This is a genomic window from Citrobacter sp. CF971 (assembly GCF_006385635.1).
GTDB lineage: Bacteria > Pseudomonadota > Gammaproteobacteria > Enterobacterales > Enterobacteriaceae > Citrobacter > Citrobacter freundii.
In genome coordinates this window covers 3,726,041-3,751,538 of the sequence record NZ_CP041051.1, presented here as the reverse complement: position 1 = coordinate 3,751,538, position 25,498 = coordinate 3,726,041, and the positions used below count along the sequence as shown (strand labels likewise).

Here is a 25,498-nt window from a genome sequence, read left to right as displayed (position 1 = left end):
GCCCCTTTATTATATTGCTGCTTGTTTTCAAATCAACGGGGGAGGGGGAATCGTCGAGAGTGAACTTAGCTTTGCTATACCTATTATAGTTCTGAGTCTTAGTGGGTAGAAGACGTGTGGGCAATATATAGAAAGGGAGATAGCCGCCATGTTGCGGCTATCTCCTGTTTATATCCCGATCAGGAATTCGGTTGATGATTCTCAACTACCCAGACGGTGAGTTCTTTTTCCAACGTTTTATCTCCCGTCGTTGCCTTCACTTTCACCCAACTTTCACCAGCAGTATCCGTTCTCAGTTCAGAGTAGGCATTTCCTAACTTAAAGTTGGTTTTATCCGGTGTCATCGTAAAGGTTCCGCTGTCGGGTTTGGCTCTGCTGCCTGCGCTAAATTCGACACTGCCGTTTAACGGATTGCCAAATTTATCCCGCAATCGGGCCATAAAGCCCATCGGCTCAAGGTTGGCAACGACGTAGCCAAAATCCTGCTCCAGAGTGAGTACTGGATTCTGGGCATCAGCATTCAGCATCAGCGAAGCATTTGCCGAGACGTTGCTACCGTGTTCAGCCAATGTGGCGGTCAGCGTGTAACGACCCGCCTTTTGACCGTGGACATTTACGGTCGCAGTACCGGAAGCATTGGTGGTGACAAGCGTATTATCAATCACCAGAGGATCGCGTGGCGATGGGCCTGTGGCCGTAATCTTCAGCTTACGGTTGCTGACGCTGTTCCCCGATGTATCGCTCAGATGCAGGGTAAACGCCACGTTATCCACATCACTCACTACGGCGGATGTGGTTGACGGTTCGATCGTCAACGCTGCATTTTGCAGATCTGATACCACCTCAATCGCCTTACCCGCCGTAACGCGTTTACCCTCTTTGATGAAGGTTGCCTGCAATTGATAGTGCCCGGCTTCTGTGGCAACAAAGGTTGTTGATGCCATTCCTTTCTCATCCAATGTCAGTTCTGACTGGCCCAGTTTTAATCCACTGGCAGGGGTACTGGTCAGGTGCACGTTGCCACTAAATGGGTTGTTCTCACCGTCGACAACCTGTACCTGAATTTCATGCGTAGCTGATGCGTTTGCCACGATGTTCTCAGCAGGTGCCGCCAAATTCAGCACTGCGCTGTTAATATCAGGTACGAATTCCAGGTCAACGCTTGAGGACTCAACGCTGTGCTGCCCATCTGTAACCCTGGCATTAACGGTGTAATGACCCGCCTTAACCGTTGTTAACGTTACCGTCGCGTAACCCTCTTTATTGGTGGTGATTTTGTCCGGGTACACGAGCCCTTGTGGCGTTACGATAAGCTCCACTTTCTGTCCTTCAACCGACGCGTTGGTATTGTTGAGCATGATCTCAAGCGTGGCACCATCGCGACCGTTTGCTGCAATATCGGTAATTGCGCCATTGTCTTTGGCTGTCAGAGACAATGTTGCCCCCTCCATTGCAGAGGCAAATGTGACGCTTAGGGATGAGCTGATGTTCCCCACGTTCAGCGTAACCTCATAGGTTCCCGGCGTTGAACTGGTCAGTGAGAATCTTGCTTCACCTTTGGCATCGGTGGTGGCAACGTTCTCGCCATTCGCAACCTTGACCTGTGACGGTAACGCCAGGGTGACCGTGTATCCGGATAGCGCGTTACCATAAGGGTCGGTCAGGGTAACGACCGCGACATTACTCTGTTTGCCATCCGCCAGCGCATTGTCCTTGGTCAGGTTAAAAGCCTGCACCACCGGCTGCGTTTTGTCTGCAATCCAGTTGGCTTGTTTTTCCAGCCCGGAGAAATCATGTTTTTGTGACGTCACACCAATGCGTGTCGCCTGAGCCAGTTCAGACGTTGCCTTAGCGCTGTACACGCCGTCTTTCTCTTCTACTGCAGTAAAACGGATCTCGCCGCTGGCTGAAACAGCATAAAAACGTAAGCTGTCGTCGCCGGTGATGGCAGTCCCGTCTTTATCTTTTGCTTCTAACGCCAGGTTAATCGGGTGCCCTACGACCTGCTCCATGGGCATTACCGTGAATGTCGATTTTGCCGACTCGGCGGAAACCGCTTTTAGTGTCACTGTCAGGGTTTCTGTTTTACCCAGGACTTTAGCGGTTATGCGTGCCGTCCCCGCCGTTAAACCCGGCGTCAGCATAGCGGTATACACCCCTGAACGGGTTTCCTGCACTTCACCAAGCTTTGGAGCCTGTGCCGAACGCTCACGATTTCTCTGTGCGTCAGGCGTAAATGCCAAAGATAATTCAATGTCATGTGCGAGCCCTGTTAACGGATTGCCATTGGTATCTTTAATCACCAGCTTAACCGGATGTTGTGACTTCCCATCAGCCGCGATGATCGGTTGCTGCTCGTCGTTCAATGTAAAATCCATTGTGCCGACAGAGGCTGAATTCCCCGTCACCGTTACGCTCATCACTGCATAGTTAGAGACGTTTCCTTTAACATCTCGCGCCGTTGCGCCGATCTGCCACTGATTGGTGCCGCCGGGTGTATAAGCGGGTAACGTCAGTTGCCATGACGTGCCGCTACCGGAAATGCGCCCGCCAGCGGCGGCAAATGCGCTATCGTTCCACTCTACCGACTGAATGCCCCAGTGGGATTTATCCAGTGAAATAGTCACCGGAACAACGGCGCCACCTTCCCCCTGCACGCTTTCAGGCAGGCGGATTTTCAGAACCGATTTTTTGCGGTATTCCAGAACAATATTGTTATTTCGTTCGACAAAATCGTAGCGTCCGTGCTGAACTTCGCGCATCAACGCAACATTGTCGCTATCCAACTGCTTCGCCAGCGGGATGCCGGGGCGATAGTTAATCTCTACGCCGAAGCGTGAATCATGAGTATTGCTCTGCCCCTGCTTGTGTTCAGCGGAAAGCGTAACTAGCGGAACCGGCGTATAGCTGATCCCGCCTGTAAAGGCGTACGGATTTTCCTGAAGATGATCGCTGCCAAAGAGGCCGACATTCTTGCCGTAATACTTTTCATATTTAAGCGATGCGCCCAGTTGCGGATACGATGGCAACCAACCTTGGGTATAGATATCCCATCCATCCGCCGGACGTTCCTGATAATCATCCAGATCGTGGGAATCCTTCCATTTTGATAATCTTAAATAAGCATTTGCGCCTGCATGTAAATAATCTCGCCAATACTCAACGCCTGCACCCATACGTGCGTGATGACGACTTAAATCGTAGTCATAAAATAAGTTTGCGCCCAGCATTGAATTATCCGCCGTGAAGTAGCGATAACCCATACCGATATTAGTTTGGGTTCTGTCATCGGTACGGTGAAGCGATGTCTGGCTAAATAAAACATGCTGCTTTGTATCAATCCACGGATAAAGGAAATCGAACGACGAATCTTTCAACGAGAAAGCGTCATCGACGTTGAGTTGAATACGCGCATTACCGTACTTCTGTAGCCACTCTACCACCTCCTTCGTTGCCTGTGCTGAGACGGTATTGGCAGCAAAACTGCCCGCATGACCGTTTTCAATACTTCTGCCAGCTTGCGCGGCGAGAGAAGACAGGCCGCGCAGTTCTTGCTGTTCTGCGGCGGTCTGCGATGCCTTAACGGCTGACGCATGGCTAATGGTTGGCGTGAAGCTAAGAAGGGCAGGATACAGGGCCTGCAAAGCGATTGTTGACCATGCGACAACCTTATTAACGGGGCCTGTTGCCCCATTGCTCCGCGAAATTTTCTTATTTGACATTCGTAACTCCAATATCAATTAAAAAAATCAAAGGTTATTCTATGTACTGAACGGGATGCGTAATATATGTATTTAGTAGGAAATTTCAAGAGTTGTTTATGGAGAAGTTAACTGGATGTTTTTACACTATGTGGCGTGGGGGGGGCTAACTATGTCGAACGTTTAAATGACGAATGTATTTAAAAAATATGTTTCTTTTTATCGTGACGATTTTAAGCTTGTAGGGATGTTATTTAACCATGGTCGTTCACTGTTAAATAAAAAGGGGTATCAGGAAATTAATCTGCTTGTTCGTATTCAGCTATCATCACATTCTCCGGATTTAAGTCTGGAACGTGCCAACGCTATTCAGGACGGGTCAAAGAGCATAAAAAAGCCCGCTTAAGCGGGCTTTTATGTCACTCCGGAGCCGCGGCTCCTTTGCGTATCTTTTTTTGTCCCCTCACCGTCTGGTCGGTGTCCTGCTGAGACTGCTAACTTCCTGTTTTTGCTAGTGCTGTCCTGGCACTATCCAATCATGATTGGCTGGCGTCCCTGTGCTTTTAATTATAGTGTATTGATATTTAATATTTTTGTTTAAATTAATTTCGTTATGGGTTCCAAAAAGGAACCATAAAGTAGAACCACAGAACCTCGCATGGTTCCAAAATGCCGAGCGACTTCAAAATAACACGCTCTATGGCATACTAAATGTAAGTGTGGCTGGATATTTAGGGAAGGTGCGAACAAGTTCCTGATATGAGATCATCATATTCATCCGGAGCGCATCCCAGAGGGACATCATGAGCCATCAACTCACCTTCGCCGATAGTGAATTCAGCACTAAGCGCCGTCAGACCCGAAAAGAGATTTTCCTCTCCCGCATGGAGCAGATTCTGCCATGGCAGAATATGACCGCTGTCATCGAGCCGTTTTATCCCAAGGCGGGCAATGGCCGACGGCCCTATCCGCTGGAGACCATGCTGCGTATTCACTGCATGCAGCATTGGTACAACCTGAGCGACGGTGCCATGGAAGATGCCCTGTACGAAATCGCCTCCATGCGCCTGTTTGCCCGATTATCCCTGGATAGCGCCCTGCCGGATCGCACCACCATCATGAATTTCCGCCACCTGCTCGAGCAGCATCAACTGGCCCGTCAATTGTTCAAGACCATCAATCGCTGGCTGGCCGAAGCAGGCGTCATGATGACCCAAGGCACTTTGGTGGATGCCACCATCATTGAGGCACCCAGCTCTACCAAGAACAAAGAGCAGCAACGCGATCCGGAGATGCATCAGACCAAGAAAGGCAATCAGTGGCACTTTGGCATGAAGGCCCACATTGGTGTCGATGCCAAGAGTGGCCTGACCCACAGCCTGGTCACCACCGCGGCCAACGAGCATGACCTCAATCAGCTGGGTAATCTGCTTCATGGAGAGGAGCAATTTGTCTCAGCCGATGCCGGCTACCAAGGAGCGCCACAGCGCGAGGAGCTGGCCGAGGTGGATGTGGACTGGCTGATCGCCGAGCGTCCCGGCAAGGTAAAAACCTTGAAGCAGCATCCGCGCAAGAACAAAACGGCCATCAACATCGAATACATGAAAGCCAGCATCCGTGCCAGGGTGGAGCACCCGTTTCGCATCATCAAGCGGCAGTTCGGCTTCGTGAAAGCCAGATACAAGGGGCTGCTGAAAAACGATAACCAACTGGCGATGTTATTCACCCTGGCCAACCTGTTTCGGGTGGACCAAATGATACGTCAGTGGGAGAGATCTCAGTAAAAACCGGAAATAACGCCAGAAATGGTGGAAAAAATAGCCTAAATAGGCTGATTCGATGTGTTTGCGGGAAAAAAATCGGCCCAGATCCGCGAAATTTTAATCAGCGAGTCAGCTTGGGAAGAAATGACCTGCTTATTCGCACCTTCCTTAGCGTCTGATTACTGAGAGGGTCAATAAAAACTGCTCTATCTCAAATACTGTAGTGGCCCATAAACTTGTCCGCTTGAGTCGATGGTGTACCTCGTCCGTTCAGGCCCGGAGTGGCCAATTAGCAGAGTATTCATGTCTGCTATGAGCGAGGATCGGACGTAAAACAACTGTAAAAAACTATTTAACTCAGGCAGACATGTCAAGATTCAGTGAAAATGTCTAATCACTGGTTCGTTAGAAATGCCCATATGTTGAAAAGGCTGCTGCAAAAAAGGCTCTCGCAGCGGCCTCTTTAATATAACGTCATTGTGTGCATCATCTTTAATTATGGGTTTAACTCAAACTGTTCCCCGTTTATCAATTTTCGCAATAAGTCAAGTGCCTCAGATGAGTATTTTCCGACACCACTTTTCCCAGATTTAATGAAAACATGATAATTGTTGTCTGATGCTTTAATGTTGAAGTCGGTTAGTTTTCTTAATTTTTCGAATTCTTGATTAACATAGTGCCACGATCCCATGTCGAGAATCCTTGCCAGATCAGACATTGTATATGGGAAACTAGCATTTAGTGCCTGCCCATTATTGAGTTCAGCGATACCATACATTTTTGCTAATGCATCATCATGCTCTGCAATATTGCGGAACATCTCAAAATCGTATGGAAGTTCTTGTTTAACAAGGGATTCTGATGCGAATGTGTACGTTCTGGCTAGAAATGCACGCACAAGTTTTGGATTAACACTAATTTCCGGTGTATTAGATGATAACGCATCAAAAATCCAACCAAAATTATTTGCGTATATCACCTTGATTCGAACGCTTTTATTCTCACCAACACCGATTAGCAATTCCTTTTGATGAGAACCAGTGGCCTCGCAGTCCTTACTGAAGGAGACAAGATAAATATTTGGAATCAATGCATTATTGGGAGCGATGATTTCATCTATATCAGAGAGAATTGCCTTTATGTTTTCATCATTGATACTGTACCCAAAGAAAAACAAGGGGTGTTCAGCAAAATATGTTAGCAACTTAGCACTGATATATTTCTTACGTTTATAGAAATCAACATAATCTTCATTTGTAATAACAATACTTTCAACTTCATGACTGCTACCATGAATTTTCATGATTTCGCCATAAGATGAATAATTCACTTTAACAACGTTATGACCAACTATTGCCTGATAATTGTCAAATATTTTTTCTAATGTGTCGTCATAATTTGTTGTGATTATTGCATGAGGTTTTACTTTCCTTAATTTCTGAACTTCCTCTGTATATTCCATGTTCGAGAAATCAACGGAGTTTGATAATTCATTCAGAATGGATGCAATTTCATGCTTAATATAAATATCTTTTGGAGTCGTTCCTTCAAAGTATGTCTCTGGATAGCGATCCTTGCCATCATCCCAAGCCCATTCAGCATAGAAGTCACAAAAATCGCTAGCAATCAGAGGTTTGTTATCACCCTTTGTTTGGCTGTAGTAACCATAAGGGCGTTTGATCAAGGGGCATATTTCCGCTAGTTGCTTTAATAGACCTTCCCAGTCAGGCGCTTTTATATATCGTTGTGAAATACCTGCACCCATGAATAAAATGGGTTGGACTTGTAAGTTTTCAAGGCAAGATTTAACATCTTCGATTATTTCTTCTTGATATTCCGTAAAGTCCATATAGTTACCTCAGGGATAGGTGATTGCTATGTGATGCACCGCGAAACGGTTCGGGGCTTTGTGACACCCAAACTTTACCCCGGTTTCCCAGCGTTTCCTTTGTATATAATATCATTGAAGTTAATTGCGTTTCTCAGAAATCTTCTTAGGATGTGATTGCAATAACGGCAACACAGCGCACACATCGCGGCTGATCAGTGAGTATGAAGTGGTTTACTGAATTTGGCCGCCTGAATCGAGAGACAAAATGTCCGCTCCTGGCACTAAGCAGAAGTTCCCGAACAACGTAAGCTGGCATATGCCCTCGTTCCTCCGTGGGGACTATCGATCTATTTGCCGGTTGTGTTTAAGCAATATCGCCAGCGGCGTGAGCTCTCAGTGCATTCAATCAAGCTCACAAATCACACAGTCTTTACTTTTTTTAGATTCCCTAATGGTTTCGCGTCATAGCCTCAGCCAGATAAACATGAGCTGCTTTAGGGGGATATGCCTTTCCGAGCATAAAGGATACTGTTTCTATGAAAACTGATCGCGAGAGCACGATTAGGAGATCAGAACCTGATTTGACATTGATACTGGCTATCAGCGATGGGCAGTTCTCGAATACATCTGACAATCATTTACCTCATTAAGTTTTATTTCCAGAAGTGCCGTGATCCAGCACGAGTGCTGATAATCAATATCACTTGGGTAATGATTGACAAGTTCACTAAACAACGAGCAGATATTTTAAAATTGCCTGCAGCTTCCACATCACCAGGCAGAGGCGTCAGACCCTTAGCACCATACGATTCATAGAGTAATTCCCAATATAGTTGATGCTGAATTTCTTTGTTCATGTTGAGGCAGTATATTGAAACAATGAGAATGAATCACACATATAAGCTCTCACAATCTTCCGCCGTTTTTGACTGTTGCAGATATACTTTTAGCAGGTTTTAAATGCCTGGAGATTTCTTTCTGTTCTCGACGGATTTTGTATGAATTAATTTCTTCATAATCCTTGTGTTTATTTATTTTTGATAAATCAACCAAGAGATTATTTCTTATCATCCACTTTACAATTCGCTTGTCAATATCTTTATAGAGAGGGCCGCCTTTATATTTATAGAAGTGAATATCATGAATTTCACTGATGAAATCAAGTATGGATAAGATTTCTTTATAATCACCAATGTAACTGTTAATGGTGAAATGGTCTTTATTAAGTTCTATTTTGAATCCATGTTCAGAAAGGTAATACAAGAAAAAGGCTGAGTCGAGATCACAAAAATCTACATGCAGCGTTCTTCTGTCAAATTTATCAATATGCGAGAGAATGATATCATGTAATTCATAATCATATACATTTTCAATAAATCCTTTCCCTGAATGATCAATTTGATTGACATTGCATCCAGCATCTATTGCTACGGATAAAACTTCCGGGGAAAGGGGCAGGAAGAGAATATTCATTCCTTTTTTATCGATGTGATTTATATCACAACCAGCATTAATTAATTCTGTCAATCCTTCAGCATTCCTGTAATGTTCAAAAATGCATGTGTAGCCATTAGTATCCGTATGCGAGGTGTCTAAACCCAGTTCAATCAGTTTCTTCAGTATTTCTGGATTTTTTTGATGAAAGAGCGCATTTTGCCCATGTCCGTTGATATGGTGTATATTAATTCCATAACTGAGCAGGCAATCCATGGCTTCCAGGGTTCTGCAGGCAAAAATGGCATTGTTGCCGTTACTGTTAACAGCATTAATGTCATAGCCTATTTTTAAAGCTTTCTTTATATCATCAGGTGATCTTGCATTGAAGAATGATTCAGAAATGGCAAGGTCTAATGCCTTTTCTAATAATCCCTTTTGTAATAAGGACATGACTAATTCCATAAACACCCCCATGAAAAAATGTTTAAGTCATTAGATATCAGAAATTCTGTGAAATGCAACAGCTGGGGAAAGGTGTTCATGATGTGCGGAATAAAAATTTCCACAAACCACCCGTGGATACATCAGAAACACCTGCAGTAAATTTACGCCTGTAACCTGCCGTCCGGACTATAGGACCAAACCTTCGCGGGAGATGCTACCATTACATCGGCAATGTTGAACCGGATTTTACATCACACACGTCGTACAAATAAAAGGAGAAGGCTATCGGCTGAAGCAAAAACGGAAAGCCGGGGTTATCGCTGAAGCTAATCCTGAGTAAACAAGGTAGATCAACATTAGACCGTCGGTGGTGGCGGTATGCGGATCACTTTTTACCCGTTGTTGACCCCTGGCGCTCCCAAACCATTTCCAGTGCTCTGATGGTAAGTTTGTTGTCAGGTGAGAATTGAATTTCATTGCCCACCCCTCCGGGTTTTCTGGCGAACAGGTCGAGAACAACGACAAGATACGCCCAGAGTAAAGTAAGAGGCAGGGCGTAGTCGGTCCATGTCCCTGCCTCTCCTTTCCTGACAGGACGTAGACCCTGGCAAGTTGCATCAAAAGATAACAAATTTCTCAGTTCAACTTCCTTCTGGCTAGGTTAACTTGCAAGCAGGAACTGCTTTTCATCGATTAGTGAATACGGTAGTTTTTTCAAACTAACTGAACTCTATTCGTATGACTTAAATCTTTAAGAAGGCAGGAGATTTGAATTTTGAAAAACTGGTCACCAGAGCATACTAAAGAAATCAAAGCTTGGCTTGACATAGATAACTATCGCAAGCTCGAAGACATCAGTTTAAATGCCTTGTATCACGAACTTTGGGCAAGAGCACTTCTGTACAAGCCTGGGCCTACTGACGAAGAAAAGAAAGGGCTATGGGTGTACATGACTGAAATTTTCAGTGGGAACCCCCATCTTTTCAAAGGGAAGCATCTCGATTATCCAACAGTTAACGATACTCTCTACAGTCCTCCACACATTTTTATCACGGATATCACCAGGCTTGCTGAACTTAGTGTGATGGCTCTTAGTGTGAATCTTTTCACCTGGGAGGAAGGAAACGATGAATATTGTGTTAATGCGCCTCATCACGAAGCTTATGTGTCACAACTCTTGTCTCCCTTATGTGAGAAAACGGTGTTGCTTGAAATCGATCTTGGTAGTGGTACTGACGATGAAATAGCCGAATCGATAAAAGCGGCCCTGCCACAATGGAGATCGGTAAAAGGAGTGGAAGTTAATGAAACCGGTATCGTTCGTTTCGGCTATGGAACCATTAAAAAAATCATAAATTACAGGTTGGTTGCGATGCTGGACATCTTACTTTGGGCAAAAAGGAAAGAACTAAGAATCTCAGATGATCGCCTCTCCCGGCTTCTTTATACTGATGAAGATGAAGAAACAACTACCCGTTTAGGGTATCACATTAAAGACTCAGATCGTCCGCTTGCGATGAAAGCTGCAACGATAGACTTCATTAGGCAGTTCAATTTTTTCATGAACCGAAATCCCCACCTGAAAAACATGAGAGTTTCAGATGTGATGAAACTCTCTGATTCTAACTGATCTCGAATTCCCGAAGTCTACTACTGCAGGGCAGACCGTAACCCTGCAGTTAGGAAGCTCGCTCCTTTCTTTTCCCAACTGTTCGTATAGTGATCCCATCACAACGACAAAGGGAAAACAAAATGAACAATCAAAATACCCGCCTAATTCGCTTGCCAGAAGTTATGAACAGAACCGGCTATGGCAAGGCCTGGATTTATCGTCTAATCAACGAAGGTTTATTTCCACAACCAATAAAAATTGGTTCGCGTGCAATTGCATTTGTCGAAAGCGAAGTTGATGAATGGATCGCATCTGCAATTGAACGTTCACGTAAAAATGCAGCCTGATTACGGGGCTAATGATGAGTGTATTAAATTTGGTGTGTAAAAATAAATGGTGCTATTCAACAATGAGTCGAGGGCCGCCTGATATTTTATAAGTAGTATTAGGTTAGGCTTTGGTATTAAGAAGTAATAACAATAGTCATTACTGGGAATTATGATGGCATTTTTACTGTGACATTATAAATTAATAAGTACAGGAGATTTAAAATGAATAATTCAATCAGAGTACCTGAAGATAAAGATTTTGTATGTGCATTTGTGACTTCACCGGATAGCTTGTATGAGGCTATTGAAACCTATCGTAATTATGTAGATCCAGTCGAAGAGATAGAGTTTGAGCACGTCCTTCTTTATTTGTTGTGTTCTATACTGGTCGAAGGTGCTACAGATGTTACCATTAATGATGAAGTACGAATGTGTATTGAGCACCTTGTCAATGAAAAAAATATTATCAGAAAGAATAACACAGGTAAAAAGGTGTAAGGTCTGTAATAAATTATCATGGGTACAGACAGCACAAGTCTGTACCTTCTTATTTTAATCCTACTGGTAATGATATATAAAAATTATGTGCTTTTGATAGCGGTCATGTGGTTTTGCTATAGTAAGCATTGCAGGATAGGAATATCCTAAACTTTCATTCTCTGCCCTTTGTTTTATTTAAGATAACTGAAAAATACAGGGTTTAAACGATACTGGTATTTAAACTCAGTAGGTATAATAACATTCGTATCAATCAGTTCATCGATGGCCCGATAAAATCGGGCTGGCGTAATATGTATATCTTCCTGTTGTGCGATGGATGTTGCACGGTGAAAGTTCAGGTAAACAGTGTTTTTATCTGGTGTGTATGAAGCGATTAATGTGAGAAGCCAAAACACATTGTGAGCAGTATTGTTCAGATTGCGTTGTTCATCTGATAATTTATTCTGGTAAAGGTAAGCAGGGAGTCTTTGCTTCATAAAGATATCCTTTATTTTGTTAAGTTTTTCGCTGGTGTGGGGCGTAAAATCACCGCGCTGTTATGTCTTTTAAAAGGGAATGCCGTCAGTTGGATATCTGTTTCTGGATTTTTTTACAGGCTTTGTTTTGCGCCCTGCGCGATAAAAGTTGAATGAAGTGGCAAAATCTTCAGTCTCAAGTCTGGATTTACTGAATTTATCCATCAGATCTTCATTGAAACGATGAGGAATACCTTTTACGCATAAATTAGAATTCAGGTAAACCTGACCATCTTCAGCATTACGGATCAGTATTTTCCTCTCAAATAATTCCCTGAATGCACGTGAAACATTCGATTTATTCAGTCCTAACTCTCTGGCGGTACGTGACTGTGAAAAGTCAGGGATAATATTTCCATAATCAATGACTGAGAAGAGATAAATAACAATTCTGAATGCCGTTGGTGTCAGATCCATTCTGGCGAGCGTGGCCGTATTATCTTTAAAGACCATCGAAAAATCGTCACGAAAGGATGTCTTTTTACAGGCACTTGCTTTAACTTTTATTTCTTCCAGATCTTCGGGCATAACATCTAATGCTTCTGCAATAATTGCTTTTTGTTCTTTAGTTAACATAACACTTGTGTTTGACATAATGGCTCCTTTTTTATTATTGTGATAACAGATATGGCATATTAAATTTGTTTGTCAATATTATTAGTAATAAAATTTAAAAATATTATATTTATTGCTCTGTGATTATTTTTTAGTGAAATATTAAGGGTTGTCAGAGTTATTACGAAGGGTGCTAAATTTCACCATCACCTGTTATGTTATTAATAATTTTTGGTTCTGAAAGATACAACCAATATTCTATCTTAACTTGTTGATGTGATTTATTAATTTTCTTTTTGTATTTGCAAGATAAAAGAGTGATAAAGAAACAAGAAACCGAAATTTAGCTTTAGACTGACACAAAATTCCATTGTACACAGTTTGATAAACACTGCTATTGCTGATTTTCCTTCGTAATATTATTCCTTAAGTGAAGCCCGCGCACCTGTGTGTTGCGCCACTGGGCTTCAGAACATTGCTATAGTGTTTAACTGTCAGTAGAAATACGCTTCGCGCAGGAGTTCAGACAGTTGGGTTTAGCTCTCAGCACAAATACGCTTCGCGCAGAGATTCAGACTGCTGAGTTTAGCGAAAGAGTGGACCCGACTACATGATTTACCCGTTAACTTAATACGGCTCACGCCGGAACCCCTTCGGAAAAATCCTTTTTGCTTCAGCGTGTGAGTGCTGAGGGCACTCAGCGGCGCTGCAAGGGAGATTAAACGTTGGGTTTTCATCTGACGGGTAAAAATAATTAACATATATCTGTCGTCGGGGGCGTGAGCCAGTGCGTAGCACTCTCTCAAAAAAATTCCTGAAGGGGTTTTATCTGAAATCTGGAAACTACCTGGCTTTTGAAAAAAGGAAGTGGTAATGCAATCGATCGGACTCAACATTGCTACAGCGAAAGCTGTTTCCAGTATTATAAGAATAAATAGTTGTCATTTTAAAATAAAATATTTTCAATTTTGTATTGATTTAAATTTTAAAGCTGATAGTACTTAATTATAAAAACAAAAAAGGAGAGGGTTATGAGTAATATTTGTGTTTCATCTCAGGAAGAAAAGTTTATATTTGTTGTTGATAAATATATAACACACCATCGCGACAGTGTTAATAACAATAATTTTTACAGAAAACTTTATGTGCTTTTCGCTGGATACCATCTGAAGTATTTTTATTCACGGGCGCAATATCGCAATTCGTGTTATCACGTTGATAATATCATGCAGATGTTTATGGGTGTCGTTTCTACCCTGAAGGCCCCTCTGCTCAGGCAACTCGCAAACAGTGACACATTACTGCATTGCCTGAATTCGCTCGTGAATTATATTTCAGGCAATCTGGACGAAGCAGAGCATATTTATGCTGATTTGCTGGCTCAGTATGAAAAGAAACGCATTGCAGGCTCTCTGGCTTATACTCCGCCAGTCTCAGTGATCAGGAAAAGACTTTGATAGCGGCAGCAGCGTGTACAAGGAATGGGATGCTGAATGGTGGAGAGAAATGGAGCTGGCGTTTCCGGCAGGTCATAATCGAGTATTAAAAAGGCAGGAGCCACCCAGTTGGCGTCCCGCCTGTCGTGATGGCTTTAAGGTGGGTTTACTTATCAACGACCTGCCAGCCATCATCCGTTTTGACAAGGGTTACAGCAGCATTACGCTTTTCGTTATCGACAATAGCCGTCACATTGCATTTATAGCTTTTATCAGAGACTTCTACGCAGTCATGCTTTTTGACTGATTTTAATTCGCGCAGTGCGTCTTTCGGGACATCTTTACCTGCTATGGATTTAACGATGGCATTCGTCTGCTCCACTACCTTATTCATCGCAGTGTAAATATCCTGCTCAGACGGTTCACCGGTACAACCGCTCAGCAAAAAATGGACGCGATGAGTGTGGTAAATGCATATGTTTTCATAAAATAATCCCAGACTGTAGAGTACGTTATTGAATAAGACCGGTTTTCATCTTGCAGCTGTTTTCAGAGAACGTCCACTTGCTGACCGTTTCGCCTTTAAATTCGATTTCCAGCGTTTTGGCCTGCGTCTGTGAACCCCCTGTCAGCAGCCCAATCATGGGAATGAATGTGGTGGCATCAAACTGATTGTTATCCATGGAATAAGTCCATTCTTCATTGCCACTATCAAGTGTGGTTCTGGTTTCGGGCTCACCTAATGCGGTAATGATTTCTGATTTCGTTGTTTTATTCTTGATGATTTTAGACTGCAGACTTTGTGATGTTTCTTTTTTCAGTTGCTGATTGCCTGATGTTGAACAACCAGAAATAAGGAAAGAAGAAATAAAAAACACAGAAATCATGAATCTTTTCATAAGTTATCTCATATTAATTTTTTATGTTTGCGGTGGTGTAAAATTAATATCACCGTATAAAAACAACTCTGTCTGCATATTTCTTTTTAATAATGCAGATAAGAATAATGACGCTGGCAAAAAACGTAATGACTGAGACAGGAGTGCTGCCGGTTAATGAAAATACTAACCAGGCGATAGCTAATGCCACGAATTGAAACAAGAATGCCACACTGAGCGGGCTTTCACCATAGGCCACTTTTGCATGACAGCCTTTGCAAACCCGCACACCATGTGGGCTTTGTGTAAAGCAGAAGGGGCAGCTAATCATTTTATTATCCATCGTGACTCCAAGGACTGATTTAAGATGATGTATTTTTGAACATTTTCGATGAATGACCCGCTTTAGTAAAATTGCTTGTACCGATCGATGATTACCTCGTGATAGGTTATGACTATCATAACTGCATTATCGATCTATACAAACGATCAATTATTTATTGACAATCATTTTGTTATGGACTATCACACCTTATGGTGTGTGGTGCTGGTTATTCCTAACTGATTGTTCCTGAGGAGAATGAGTGGCTGTGAAAGGAACGGGTGCTAACAGGTGCAGATGAAGAATCTTGCGGAAAGGATGTGTTGTGGCATGCAGCAGTGACAGTCCCCTGGGCTTTAGAAGTACAACAATTTGGTTGAGTAATAAAAGCCACACCTTCAGGCGACGCTGGAGGGGTATCTGGCCGGTTGTATTGTACAGTTTGCTCCTGAGCTGAATGATACCCACTGTCTCCTGTTGTCTTTCCAGACGAATTTTTTCTTCAAGCTGATGGATTTTCTCCAGAATCGTTTCCCGGTTTGCAGCCTGTTCTTCAGACTCGCATGATGGCATTGGCATTGGCATTGGCATTGGCATTGGCATTGGCATTGGCATTGGCACTGGCATTGGCACTGGCATTGGCACTGTTAATGGCACAGGTGCAGGTACTGTTGGCTTTTGTGCTTGTTTCAGTAAAGTCAGATGTTCCGGTACGAAATCAATCAATGTTTGCAGGGAAGACCAGCCATATTTTTTACCCAATTGAGAGGCTTTAAAGGCAATACCTTGGTACTGAAATGAAAAGCCGTTCATTTTTCCCGTTGAGGCGATATTGGGTTTGCAGCTGACGTCTACCTTTTCCAGCATAGCGATAAAAGTCAGCAAATCAGGGCGGCCGGTTAACGCATTATCAATCAGGCTCTGCAGAGTGAACCTGGGGCAGGGAGTTGTCGTTCTTTCAGCCATCATCAGCTCGTTGCGGGAAGGCTTTCTTTTCTCCTGACTATGACTACTGATTGCAGATGTGGTTTGAGTGAGTTTGTGGACTTTCTCCAGCTCGCTGATAATCCGGGTACTGATAAGATTTTCATTTTTCCCAAGGTACAGCTTCCCACCGACCATGTTAATTCTGTTAGCTATTATATGGATATGCTGCCCGTCCGAATCATCGTGCATGATATAGCAGCGAAGATGGGTTTCAGTGAATCCCATCCGGGTCATATAATCGTCAGCGAATGCCGCCCATTGTCTGACTGACAGTGTTTCTCCCTTTGGCAGGCGAAGCGAATTATGCCAGACAGGTTTGGCGACACCGGGGCGCAGTAGTCTTGTGCCTTCAAATTCACTGATAAGTTCAGCAGCAGTGCTTCCCGTCATGTTGCCACCGATAATATAAGGCGTGATTTTGTGGTGAGATCCTGACTTAAGGCTATAGAGAACCACACCTGCAAACTGTTTACCCCGCTTTATTTTCTGCATGCCTTTCACTGGTCTTGCTCCAGAAAGGTTGATGGAATAAGGTGATCCCTGAGAGTTTTGATTTGTCTGCGCAGGGCGAAGAGTTCTGTACGGGTCAGTTCGCTGTCAGGGCTTTTGCTGTCGAGATGATTCAGCAGGCGGTTTAAATCCTGTGAAAGGTAGCCGAGTTTAATCCATGCTTCACGATTGATTTCAGGTAATACCGGTGGGAGTTTGTTGAGGGATGCCATTCTTAGCCATTCCCCTTTTTTATAAGGGCCTCTTTTACTATCGAGAATAGATAATTCTTCTTCGTTTAACCGAACGCTGACGCAGTGATTTCGAACTTCATTAGGTGAATATTTTGCTGTATGGAATTTACCTCTTCTTGAGCTTCTTGATAGATCTTCTTTACTTTCGTTTTTATGCATATCTAACCTTTTTAAAATGTGTTCATGATCTACAGTTAGCGCATTGGTAAAATAAGTCAAGGCAGTGTCGAAATTTATAAATAAGAGAGGTGGAGCAGATTGCTAATTAGGTAATCTGCTCTGGGTAAAAATAGGGTTCATATTAAATTCATTATGACAGTGAGGAGGGGCGGAGGTTACAATCTACGTTTTACTGGCATTAAAGAGATTGTTTGTTTCATAATTTCGCTAAGTTTCTTTCTCTCATGTTCTGCTATATATTTACAAATCTCATCATGTCGAATATGCTGTTCCAGTTGTTTTTTATCTATTTTGATGTCATTGCGGATAAACCATTTAATGGTTTCAATGTCCTCGCGTAAATCATAACCTCGCAGTACAATATGGCGAAAATGTGTGTTGCTGATATCTGTCTTCTTCTTTAGTTCACTGAAGAAAGAGCTCATTTCATTTTCATTGGCACTTAGATAAACCTGGCAGTTATCAGAGATAGTAAAGTTAAGGTTTTTCTTCTGAAGCAAATCCATTATCTGCAGACTTTCGCTGTTGAGGTAGTTGAAAATTACTGGACTGCTATCCTTCATACTAATATGACGAATGAGCATTTTGGCTTTGAAATCGCCTAATGAATAGCAAATTTCAAAAAAACCGTGACCCTGGTTATCTCTATGGTTTATATCGCAACCGGCCTGTACCATCAAATCAAAGATAGAGTGATTTTTTACGTAAAAAAGTATTGTTCTTCCGCATTTATCCACATTGTTGACATTAATTCCAGCATTGATCAGGGTTTTGCAACAGGATATATTATCAGCTAACGAGCATAAACAGGTTTGGCCGAGACCATTTTTGTGGTGTATATCTACGCCGGAATCAATCAATTTTTTCAGTATGTGAGGATTTCGCTGGTTAAACAAAACATTGTGACCATAGTTGTCAGCATGGTTAAAATCTATTCCTGCTTTAACCAGAGTGTCAATCATTCTTGGGTTTTTACAGTAAAACAGTATATTTCTTCCAAACGAATCCAGTGTATTAATATCGGAGCCTGCATTAATGCAAGCCTGAATGTCTTTGGGAGTTTTACAAGAGAGTAATGCATTTATTGCGTTGTTATTCATAATTTTTCTCCTCTGTTAAGCGACTAATCTGATATAGTTGTCATGGTTGGTTTTATATTCCTTTATTTTTTTAATGTCTTCGTAAATTCGAGCGAGTGAAAACCATGAGATCTCTTTCAACATGTTTTTGTTGCTTACATACAAAATGTTACCACCGCGAAATGAAAAAGCATTATGGAATGTACTTTCATTCGTCGTTTTGAGAAATCGAATGAAATTTTTTATTGTCTCTTTTTTGTTCATGTTATAAGAGGTGAATGTATAGATAGAGAATACGGTTAAAATATTTCTCTTCGAGACCATATGTCTTGAGAAATAATCGAAATAAAATCTTTGCTCCTGAGTGTCACTTTTGCAGAAAAGTGAAAATTGTGGATTATATAATCTATAAAGATCTGCGTTCTTTTTTGTTTTGGCGAGATAGTTAGTCAGGCTTGGATAGTTTGTTTTATTCATTTTAGTTCTCCTTTATTTAATTAACAAAGGAAATATATATTATTAAATAAACAAAATGCAAATATATTTTTATATTTATTTAATTAAATAGTTATATTTTTATTATATTTCATATAAGGTGTTGTTTTTCATTGTTATATTATTTTATCAAAAAGTGCTGTGTTTTATTTGATTGATTTGGTTTGAGAGTAGTGATTGATATTGTATGAATTGGCGATGAGGGTGTTTTAAAAAATAAATTTATCAAAGTGCTAAGGTGCAGTGTGGGGCTTTGTATTAAATTAATGATGTTAGCGCCCCTTGGCTATCTAACTAAAGGTTAAAGCCAAGGGGAGAGTGTTCAGGCAGATTCAATTCATAATCTTTTTTTTGTAATTGCTTTACAGGTAACTGGTTGAAGCGTTGTTCGTAAAACCTTTTGCTCTCTCTGTGATTTTTCCTGGAGGATTTCTTCATAGAAGTAGCGTTCTTTTAGCGATTCTATATCAACTTTTATATCATTACGTATTAACCATTTAATTAGCAGTCTTCCTGCATAGTGCGTCAGTAGATATGTACTGCTTATGTAAAACCAAACATGACTAATGTCTGTCAGCTTCTTTAGTTGTAAAATTAATTTTTTAGCGTCGGCATTTGTTGGTGTTATGATACATTTATCACTTATCTCAAATTCATTTTTTTGTTTTATAAGCAATGACAACAGCTCAATTGATTTAAATGTAATGTTCTTGAATACAATTTTTGAACTGTTTGTAAGGTGAATATTACGGATAAGGAAGCGCATGTAGTTATCATTTTTAGATTCCCAGTGCGTATATTTACCAGCTATGCTATTATTTTCTGACTGCCAGTGATCGAATGCTGTCTGTCCACTTATATTTTTATGATTAATGTCGCAACCAGCCTCAATTAGTGCATCGTACACATATCCTTCAAATGGAATGAAAAGAAAGGAATTGCCATAGCTATCTTTGGCATGGATATCTAGTCCTGCTTTGATAAGATATTTTATTAACCCAGGTGAAACATTAATATGCTGTATGGCAAGGGTGCCTGACTTGTTTCTGTGGTTTACATTAATTCCATTGCTGACAAGAAGTTCCACCGTCTCTATATTTTGAGCATAAAACAATGCATTGTTTCCGTCATTGTCTAAGTGGTGAATGTCAATGTCAGCGTAAATCATTGCCTGTATAGCTTCGGGTACATTACAGGTAAAAAGAGCAGTTTGACCTTTGTCATTACAGATATTTATATCCACGCCAGCCTTAAGGCAACGAAGGACACCATTTTTTGACTTTACACGGAAGAGGTTATTTTTATTACTTTCGTTTGGTTTCATTTTTTTATCTCCTTTCTGTTGTTTTCAAGATATTAATAACACCAGATTTTACGGTATTCAAATTTATTTTTGTTTTATTAAGGATGTATCTAATTTGGTTTGTTTGAGGTTATTCTTAGCTTAATGGAACATGGGCCGATAAGGTTATCCTATGTGATGTGGATTGATTATTTTTATAAGATTATTTATCTATGTTTTGGTTTGTGTTTGGATTATTTAAGTAAGTAAAAAGATATTTTAAATGTATGGAAGAATATTGCAGATGGGAGCTGACCTGCATAAAGAACATAATTAGAAGCTAAGATATTAATACTTTGGAAAGTTATGCTATAGGATATATAAAAGATCAAGTAATATAATGGTGATTATTCGTGTTCTTATTGATATTGGAAATTAAATGAGTAGTGTTTTTTATGAGGTTTTTTGCTGTTGATAATGCTTATTAAAATTGGAAGAGCATCCTTTAAGTTATTCGGCTTGAGGATGCTCATTTAAAATTTATGCAGCGGAGTCTTTTTCAACAGCCAGGAAGGGCGAGTTATCAAGTGCTGCAAAAGATGCTTCATTATTTAGAAGTCGGATAAAATATCTCTTTTGATCTTTAGTATTAAGGTTTATTAATCCTCCTGTTAGATCAATATTCCGTTGAAATACAGGGAATTTTTGCATAACTTGTTGTATTTGAGGGACTGAAACTCCCGTTTTTACTAAGTTCCCTTTTGAAACCATAGCAAGTCTACGCATAAATGCTCTGTCTTTATACATATCCTTGAAAATATCTAGTGGCACTGGCATACCTTGTGTATTAACAATTCCAAGGTTTATTATTAATGGCGTTGAGTTATTTGCAAGATTATCTATTACACTTTCTAATCCATACATTCTTTCAAGAAGCTTAATGTTTAGCGCATAGTACTTATTCTGAAAAAAGAAGAAGTCAATAGTGTCATTTATATCAATACTGTCATGAGTGATCTTATCTAAGGTTCTGCCATTTAGACTCAAGAAAGATTTTTTTGTTTTCTTATGTAGAGAAACAGGATATTTATGTTGGTAAATGACTACGCTGTTTCCATTACCATCACAAAGGTGGTAAATTACGGCTTTTACCGATGTGAGGCTTTGTGTTGCAAAATCAAACTGTGTTGCATTCCCATTGACACCGAAATTTAGCACGTTGTTCATTTTAGTAAATTCAATTGGGAGGTGATTAATTGTTAAGTGATCATATTCGAAAACTTGCTTATCTCTTTCTAATAAAGTGGATACAAGTGGAACTGCCACTTTACCTCTGTTAGGTTCAATAATATTATTGATTAAGCTTTTAGAAAATGAAGTGGTCAGATCTTTTTCAGCATCAGGTTCAAGGTTAACCTTAAATATATCTATCGTACCTTGAACATCAGCAACAAAAAAAGCTTCACCAGAGATGCGTTTCGATTTTAAAATATTTTCAATGTTAGTGAACATGTCATGACCTCTACACTATTTTAGCCAAATAAGTTTCATCGTCGATTTTTATATACTTTATATTATCTGTACTCTTTAGAACACTGCGGCAGATTACTGTGCATTTTTTCACTCCACGGTCATGAACATTAGCTTTGTATATTCTGAATCCGAGTATTGCAAGTGATGGGTTAGAATAAAACCGGTTTGTCTTTACGTATATTGCGCCGATTACAAATATCATCAACCCTAAATTTAATACAGTTCTCTTACTATCGACATCAGTGAAAACTAAGGGCATTATATAAGTGGTTAAAAACTCTAAATGTTCATGGTTTTCATTGCTAATATCCGAGACAGTGCATGCAACAGACCAACCCGAACCAAAGCTATTTGCAAGGACTATTAAAATAATTGCACCAATAAAAATGAAAATCAAACTAACTATGAAAACGATATTTCTCACTTTCAATGACGAGATTGAGAAAGTAAAGTTTTCAGTAAAAATATAGTCCCACACATTTTTTATCAAAACCTTATCGTAGGACATAATTAATAATGATAAAAATAGAAGCCATAGTGATAGTATATATAGTACTGTTTTAAGATATGGCCTGCTATCCATTAGCTTCTCCTGTATAACTTAAAATAGTTTGTATGTTAAAAATCTAGGGGAATAATTTTCCTAATTCTCCAGCTAAAAGTTCAGCCTGCTTCAAAATGGTCTCTGTGGCGAGCAAGGACATATCGGGTGGATAACCATATTTTTTGAGCAGACGTTTTACCACCACGCGAATTTTTGCTCTTGCTGCTTCTTTCACTGTCCAGTCAAGACTGACATTGTTGCGGATAGCCTCTGTAAGTACGACTGCCAGTTCTCGTAGTTTTTCCTTTTCCATTAACTCGCGAGCACTGTCGTTATCTGCAACAGCAGAATAGAAGGCATATTCATAAGCGCTGAGGTTTAACTGGCTGGCAAGGCTGTCAGATTCCTGGATAGTCTTGGCAAGCTTGATTAGCTCATCAATTACCTCCGCTGCGGTCAGTACCTTGTTCTGGTAGCCATTGATTGCAGAGGTCAGCATATCAATCAGTTTTTTGCCTTGGGTGATACTTTGATTCGAGCGAACCTTAATCTCGTCAGAAAGCAGTTTTTTAAGCGTTTCCAAAGCAATATTTTTGTGTTGGTAATCCTTCATTTCCTGAAGGAATTCTTCAGAAAGAACGGAAATATCTGGCTTTTGTATCCCAGCAGCGTCAAAAATATCAACAACTTTATCGGTAACCAGAGCCTGATCGATAGTCTGTTTTACCCGAACTTCCAGACTGTCATTGTGTTCTTCTTCTGATCCGGCTGAGTTTTCAGTAAATTTATTCAGTCTGGCTTTTACGGCCTGGAAGAATGCTACTTCGGGTGCCGCTTCCATTGCTTTATCGTGCGGTGTCGCCAATGCAAATGCCTGCGACAAGGCTGCAACCGCAGCCAGGAAACGCATTTTACCTTTACCGTTATCCAGCCCTAAAATATGGTTTTCTGATTCAAGAATAATTGTCAGGCGTTGTGAAGTAGTTGCGGCAAAGTAAGCTTTGTAATCGTAGCCATGCATCATGCCTTCCAGGATTTCCAGCTTTTCCTGCATGAGCGTTACAGCTTCTTCCTGAACCTCAGCAGGATCTCCACGTCCACCTGCATCAGAGTAAAAGGAGAGGGCTTCTTTTAAATCAGAGGCAATGCCCAGATAGTCAACAACCAGACCGCCTATCTTATCTTTATACACACGGTTCACACGGGCAATTGCCTGCATGAGGTTGTGGCCTTTCATTGGTTTGTCGATATACAGCGTATGCATGCTGGGAGCGTCGAAGCCGGTTAACCACATATCACGCACTATCACCAGTTTCAGCTTGTCGTCGTCATCCTTCATACGATTAGCCAGAACCTGACGTTCTTTTTTTGTGGTGTGGTGTTTAGCGATTTCTGGTCCGTCAGCAGCAGAAGAGGTCATGACGACTTTAATCACGCCATCATTTAGATTATCGCTGTGCCATTTAGGTTTTAACTCTATGATTTCTTTATAAAGTTCAGCAGCAATACGACGGGACATGGTGACAATCATGCCCTTGCCATGATCGGCATTAGATTTTAAGCGCTGTTCAAAGTGCTGAACCATATCCGCCGCAATAGCTTTAATACGTTTTGAACTGCCAATCAAACCTTCGATTCTGGCCCATTTAGACCGTTCTTTCTGGGTAAGCGTCAGCTCGTCTTCGTTAAACTCATCGTCGAAGTCTTCAATTAGCTGGCGACCTTCGTCACTGATGGCAATTTTGGCAAGACGGCTTTCATAGAAGATACGCACGGTTGCACCGTCTTCTACAGCCTGTGAGATATCGTAGATATCAACGTAGTTACCAAAAACCGCAGGTGTGTTTACGTCCGTTTTTTCTATGGGGGTTCCGGTAAAGCCAAGATAGGTCGCATTGGGCAAGGCATCACGCATATATTTGGCAAAGCCATAAACGGTACGTTTACCTGTTACGTTGCCTTCGCTGTCTTTCACGTCGACTTCTTTGGCGCTGAAACCGTATTGTGAACGGTGGGCTTCATCAGCGATAACGACAATATTGGTCCTGTCTGACAACAACTCATAGATATTGCTGCCATCATCAGGCTGGAATTTTTGAATAGTGGTAAACACCACACCACCAGAGGCTACGCGCAAATATTCTTTGAGTTCTTCCCGGTTGTCGGCCTGTTTTGGTGTCTGACGAAGTAGCTGTGTCGCGGAAGAGAACGTACCGAACAGCTGATCATCTAAGTCGTTACGGTCAGTGATCACAACAACTGTCGGATTATCCAGCGCCAGCACAATTTTCCCGGTATAAAACACCATCGAAAGCGATTTACCGGAACCCTGAGTATGCCAGACTACGCCCGCTTTGCGATCTCCGGTTTTTTGCGCATTAACAAGATCTTTACTGTTACGTCCCTGCTGGCGCAGTGCCACTTCGGCAGAGGGGGAGTCCGCATTCACCGCTGAGGCACGAATAGTGGAAAGAACTGCTGCATTGACCGCGTAGTACTGGTGATAAGCTGCCATTTTTTTAACAGTACGGATACTGATAATCCCTTTGCTGTCTTCATGTTTGCTGGCCTCAAACACGATAAAGTGGCGGATCATATCCAGCAGCGTTACAGGATTAAGCAACCCCTGTAATAAAACTTCAAGCTGTGGTTGGGTACTGGTGGCTTGCGTTTTACCGTTAGCAGTTTTCCACGTCATATAACGACTGAAATCGGCAGAAACCGTCCCCGCTTTGGCTTCCAGCCCGTCAGATATCACATTAAAAGCATTGTAGTTAAACAGACCGGGGATTTGGTTCTGATAGGTTTTAATCTGATTATAGGCACCTGTTACCGTAGCATTTTCGTCAGCGGCATTTTTAAGTTCGATAACGACTAATGGTAGACCGTTGATGAATAAAATAAGGTCCGGTCGGCGGGTATGGTTGCCTTCTTTGATGGTGAGCTGATTAATGACCAGAAATTCATTATTAGTGGGATCGTTAAAGTCGATCAGGCAGGCCAGCTCTCCTTGTGTATTACCATCCTTGCTGACTTCGATATTGATTCCTTCGGTCAACAGGCGATGAAAGGCCAGATTGTTTGTCATTAGGTCAGGTGTGCTGATCTGCATCATCTGTTTCAAGGCTTCCTCACACTTTTGTTCACTGAGGTGAGGATTCAGGCGTTGTAGGGCAGTACGCACCTTATCTTCAAGGATAACCTGCTGATAGCTACGTAATGTATTGATTCCACTTGGTTCAATGTCCGGGCCGTAAACATATTCATAGCCCATCCCTTGCAGGTGCTCAATCGCCATTACTTCAATATCGGATTCGGTCATCTTTGCCAT

Annotated in this window: 20 protein-coding genes and 3 pseudogenes; 6 read left to right on the top strand and 17 right to left on the bottom strand. The window is 41.5% G+C overall.

Translation table 11 applies throughout. The annotated features are described in order from the left end of the window. Positions 1–179: 179 nt before the first annotated feature. Positions 180–3,722, bottom strand: a complete 3,543-nt coding sequence (locus tag E6P06_RS21705) for an inverse autotransporter beta domain-containing protein (protein ID WP_139935702.1) — start codon at positions 3,720–3,722, stop codon at positions 180–182. Positions 3,723–4,504: 782 nt separating this feature from the next. Here E6P06_RS21705 and E6P06_RS21700 point away from each other — a divergent pair. Further along, entirely contained in the window at positions 4,505–5,485 is a 981-nt protein-coding gene (locus tag E6P06_RS21700; protein WP_000019445.1) for an IS5-like element ISKpn26 family transposase, read from the top strand. Between the two features lie 475 nt (positions 5,486–5,960). Here the strand turns inward: E6P06_RS21700 and E6P06_RS21695 are convergent, their stop codons facing one another. Both E6P06_RS21695 and E6P06_RS21685 read right to left on the bottom strand, forming a co-directional pair. Beyond that, complete coding sequence (locus E6P06_RS21695; RefSeq protein ID WP_023317204.1) at positions 5,961–7,313, bottom strand: SIR2 family protein; 1,353 nt, start codon at positions 7,311–7,313, stop codon at positions 5,961–5,963. An 888-nt stretch (positions 7,314–8,201) separates the two neighbouring features. Further along, positions 8,202–9,194: an ankyrin repeat domain-containing protein gene (locus E6P06_RS21685; RefSeq protein WP_063849397.1), complete on the bottom strand. Its 993-nt coding sequence runs from the start codon at positions 9,192–9,194 to the stop codon at positions 8,202–8,204. 174 nt (positions 9,195–9,368) lie between these two features. Between E6P06_RS21685 and E6P06_RS21680 the strand changes: the two are divergent. Then, positions 9,369–9,516 (top strand): annotated as a pseudogene (locus tag E6P06_RS21680) (ATP-binding protein); the annotation flags it as partial. Between the two features lie 66 nt (positions 9,517–9,582). Here E6P06_RS21680 and E6P06_RS27770 read toward each other — a convergent pair. Further along, a pseudogene (locus E6P06_RS27770) lies at positions 9,583–9,711 on the bottom strand (IS3 family transposase); the annotation flags it as partial. Between the two features lie 240 nt (positions 9,712–9,951). Here E6P06_RS27770 and E6P06_RS21670 point away from each other — a divergent pair. The 3 genes from E6P06_RS21670 (at position 9,952) to E6P06_RS21660 (ending at position 11,615) form a co-directional block, all read left to right on the top strand. Beyond that, positions 9,952–10,806, top strand: a complete 855-nt coding sequence (locus E6P06_RS21670) for a DUF6387 family protein (RefSeq protein ID WP_000800614.1) — start codon at positions 9,952–9,954, stop codon at positions 10,804–10,806. A 122-nt stretch (positions 10,807–10,928) separates the two neighbouring features. Next, positions 10,929–11,135, top strand: a complete 207-nt coding sequence (locus E6P06_RS21665) for an AlpA family transcriptional regulator (protein ID WP_001064738.1) — start codon at positions 10,929–10,931, stop codon at positions 11,133–11,135. Between the two features lie 204 nt (positions 11,136–11,339). Next, positions 11,340–11,615, top strand: a complete 276-nt coding sequence (locus E6P06_RS21660) for a hypothetical protein (RefSeq protein WP_063849396.1) — start codon at positions 11,340–11,342, stop codon at positions 11,613–11,615. Between the two features lie 173 nt (positions 11,616–11,788). Here E6P06_RS21660 and E6P06_RS21655 read toward each other — a convergent pair whose 3' ends face one another. Both E6P06_RS21655 and E6P06_RS21650 read right to left on the bottom strand, forming a co-directional pair. Continuing rightward, complete coding sequence (locus tag E6P06_RS21655; RefSeq protein ID WP_057058141.1) at positions 11,789–12,094, bottom strand: hypothetical protein; 306 nt, start codon at positions 12,092–12,094, stop codon at positions 11,789–11,791. Between the two features lie 69 nt (positions 12,095–12,163). Beyond that, entirely contained in the window at positions 12,164–12,727 is a 564-nt protein-coding gene (locus tag E6P06_RS21650; protein WP_000072653.1) for a helix-turn-helix domain-containing protein, read from the bottom strand. A gap of 992 nt (positions 12,728–13,719) precedes the next feature. On the opposite strand from E6P06_RS21650, the gene E6P06_RS21645 reads away from it, so the two are divergent. Next, the gene (locus tag E6P06_RS21645) at positions 13,720–14,145 is read left to right on the top strand and encodes a hypothetical protein (RefSeq protein WP_057058080.1); all 426 of its coding nucleotides are present in this window, start codon (positions 13,720–13,722) and stop codon (positions 14,143–14,145) included. Positions 14,146–14,290: 145 nt separating this feature from the next. Here E6P06_RS21645 and E6P06_RS21640 read toward each other — a convergent pair. From E6P06_RS21640 to E6P06_RS21590, 11 genes and pseudogenes are all read right to left on the bottom strand, one after another. Further along, positions 14,291–14,610, bottom strand: a pseudogene (locus E6P06_RS21640) (cell wall-binding protein). A 26-nt stretch (positions 14,611–14,636) separates the two neighbouring features. Further along, positions 14,637–15,023 carry a hypothetical protein gene (locus tag E6P06_RS21635; RefSeq protein ID WP_139935701.1) on the bottom strand — a complete coding sequence of 129 codons (387 nt, stop codon included), beginning with the start codon at positions 15,021–15,023 and terminating at the stop codon, positions 14,637–14,639. 49 nt (positions 15,024–15,072) lie between these two features. Then, entirely contained in the window at positions 15,073–15,345 is a 273-nt protein-coding gene (locus E6P06_RS21630) for a hypothetical protein (protein ID WP_071978083.1), read from the bottom strand. Positions 15,346–15,534: 189 nt separating this feature from the next. Continuing rightward, complete coding sequence (locus tag E6P06_RS21625) at positions 15,535–16,812, bottom strand: relaxase/mobilization nuclease domain-containing protein (protein ID WP_139935700.1); 1,278 nt, start codon at positions 16,810–16,812, stop codon at positions 15,535–15,537. Further along, positions 16,809–17,213, bottom strand: coding sequence for a hypothetical protein (locus E6P06_RS21620; protein WP_049007389.1), 405 nt, complete (start codon positions 17,211–17,213; stop codon positions 16,809–16,811). The genes E6P06_RS21625 and E6P06_RS21620 overlap by 4 nt, the downstream gene beginning before the upstream one ends. A 176-nt stretch (positions 17,214–17,389) precedes the next feature. Then, positions 17,390–18,334 (bottom strand): ankyrin repeat domain-containing protein, encoded by a 945-nt coding sequence (locus E6P06_RS21615; protein ID WP_063849393.1) that lies wholly within the window; start codon positions 18,332–18,334, stop codon positions 17,390–17,392. A gap of 15 nt (positions 18,335–18,349) precedes the next feature. Then, positions 18,350–18,790 carry a hypothetical protein gene (locus E6P06_RS28315; RefSeq protein ID WP_023337664.1) on the bottom strand — a complete coding sequence of 147 codons (441 nt, stop codon included), beginning with the start codon at positions 18,788–18,790 and terminating at the stop codon, positions 18,350–18,352. A gap of 355 nt (positions 18,791–19,145) precedes the next feature. Further along, positions 19,146–20,132, bottom strand: coding sequence for an ankyrin repeat domain-containing protein (locus tag E6P06_RS21605; RefSeq protein ID WP_063849392.1), 987 nt, complete (start codon positions 20,130–20,132; stop codon positions 19,146–19,148). A 498-nt stretch (positions 20,133–20,630) separates the two neighbouring features. Further along, positions 20,631–21,602, bottom strand: coding sequence for a Kiwa anti-phage protein KwaB-like domain-containing protein (locus E6P06_RS21600; RefSeq protein WP_016239773.1), 972 nt, complete (start codon positions 21,600–21,602; stop codon positions 20,631–20,633). 10 nt (positions 21,603–21,612) lie between these two features. Then, positions 21,613–22,206, bottom strand: coding sequence for an anti-phage protein KwaA (gene kwaA, locus E6P06_RS21595; RefSeq protein WP_001594372.1), 594 nt, complete (start codon positions 22,204–22,206; stop codon positions 21,613–21,615). A 43-nt stretch (positions 22,207–22,249) separates the two neighbouring features. Next, entirely contained in the window at positions 22,250–25,498 is a 3,249-nt protein-coding gene (locus E6P06_RS21590) for a type I restriction endonuclease subunit R (RefSeq protein ID WP_139935699.1), read from the bottom strand.